At 75.2% G+C, this 1,783-nt stretch carries 2 protein-coding genes; both read left to right on the top strand.

Annotated features, from left to right (window positions below):
* The first annotated feature begins 40 nt into the window (after positions 1 to 40).
* Positions 41 to 931 (top strand): carboxylating nicotinate-nucleotide diphosphorylase, encoded by an 891-nt coding sequence (nadC, locus tag AC2W7A_RS12120; protein WP_485991564.1) that lies wholly within the window; start codon positions 41 to 43, stop codon positions 929 to 931.
* A gap of 67 nt (positions 932 to 998) precedes the next feature.
* Positions 999 to 1,783: cysteine desulfurase family protein (locus AC2W7A_RS12125; RefSeq protein WP_485991563.1), on the top strand; the 785-nt coding region annotated here is incomplete at its 3' end.

Below are 1,783 nucleotides of genomic sequence, written 5' to 3' on the forward strand. Positions count from 1 at the left end.
CCGCGGAGCCGGCCGTGACCGCGCGCGGCTCCGCGAGGTCCTGGCCCGCGCCCTGGCCGAGGACGCGCCCTGGGGCGACGTCACCGCCGACGCGTTCGTCCCGGAGCAGACGAGCATGGCCGTGCAGGTGGTCGCACGGGAGGACGGCGTCCTCTCCGGTGCCACGGTGCTGCAGGAGGTCTTCGCGCTCGTGGACCCCGCCGTCCGGGTCACCCTGCACCGGGCGGACGGCGAGTCCTTCGCCGCCGGAGACGTGCTCGCCGAGGTCGCCGGTCCCGCACGCGCCGTGCTGCGCGGCGAGCGGGTCGCCCTGAACCTGCTGCAGCGGATGTCCGGGATCGCCACGGCCACAGCCCGGTACGTGGCGGCGGTCCGTGCCGCCGGGGCGCACACCCGGATCGCGGACACCCGCAAGACCACCCCCGGGCTGCGCCTGCTGGAGCGCCAGGCGGTCCGGGACGGCGGCGGCCACAACCACCGCATGTCCCTCTCGGACGCCGTGATGGTCAAGGACAACCACTGGGCCGCCATGGGCATCGCCGCCGGGGCCACGGACGAGGAGGTCACCGCCGCACTGCGTGCGGGCATGGAGCGTCTGCCCCACACCGTGCACGTGGAGGTGGAGGTGGACCGGCTCGGCCAGGTGCCTCCCGTCCTGGCCGCGGGCGTGGATACGATCATGCTGGACAACTTCAGCCTTGAGGACCTGCGAGCCGGGGTCGCCCTGATCGACGGCCGTGCCGTGGTGGAGGCCTCCGGCGGCATCACCCTGGAGACCGTCGGCGCGGTGGCCGCCACCGGCGTGGACGTCGTCTCCGTGGGGGCGCTGACGCACTCGGCCCGGGCCCTGGACATCGGCTTCGACTCCGAGGTCGTCACGGGCACCCCGCAGCGCCGGGCCACCGGCGGTCCGGAGGATCTCGCGCGCTGAGTCCGTCCGCACGCGCATCGTCACCGAGGCGCGGCAACGGTGCCGCGCACCCAGGAGGGGAAACGCCATGATCCTGCTCGACCACGCCGCCACCGCGCCCGTCCGCCGGGAGGCGGTGGAGGCCATGTGGCCCTATCTGACCGGGGACTTCGGGAACCCGTCGTCCGTCCACGAGCTCGGCCGCCGCGCCGGCCAGGCGCTCGAGGCCGCCCGCAGCCAGGTGGCCGACGTGCTCGGCGCCCGCCGCTCCGAGGTGGTCTTCACCTCCGGCGGTACCGAGGCCGACGTGCTCGCCCTGCAGGGGATCATCCTGCCGAAGCTGCTGCGTGCCCGCCGCCGGGGCACCCTGGATGCCCCGCTGCGCCTGGTCACCACGGCGATCGAGCACGGCGCCGTCCGGCAGACCGCCACCGCCCTGAAGCGCATCCACGGCATCGAGGTGGACCTGCTGCCGGTGGACGACACCGGACGGGTGGACCCGGAGGACCTGCGCCGTCTCCTGCGCCCGGAGACCGCCCTGGTGTCCGTGCACCTGGGCAACAACGAGATCGGCACCGTCCAGCCGATCGCCGAGCTCGCCGCGGTGGCGCACGAGGCCGGGGTGCCGATCCACACGGATGCCGTCCAGGCGGCCGGCCAGCTGGACCTGGACGTGGCCTCCCTCGGCGTGGACGCCCTCTCCCTGTCCGGGCACAAGGTCGGCTCCCCCAAGGGCATCGGGGCCCTGTGGATCCGCCCGCGCCTGCCCCTGGAGCCGGTGCTCACCGGCGGGGGCCAGGAGGCCGGACGCCGCTCCGGCACGGCAGAAACTCGCCGGGGGCCGTCGCCATGGGGCACCGCCCTCACGCCTGG

Source organism: Micrococcus sp. LASM2_SD2, assembly GCF_057364565.1.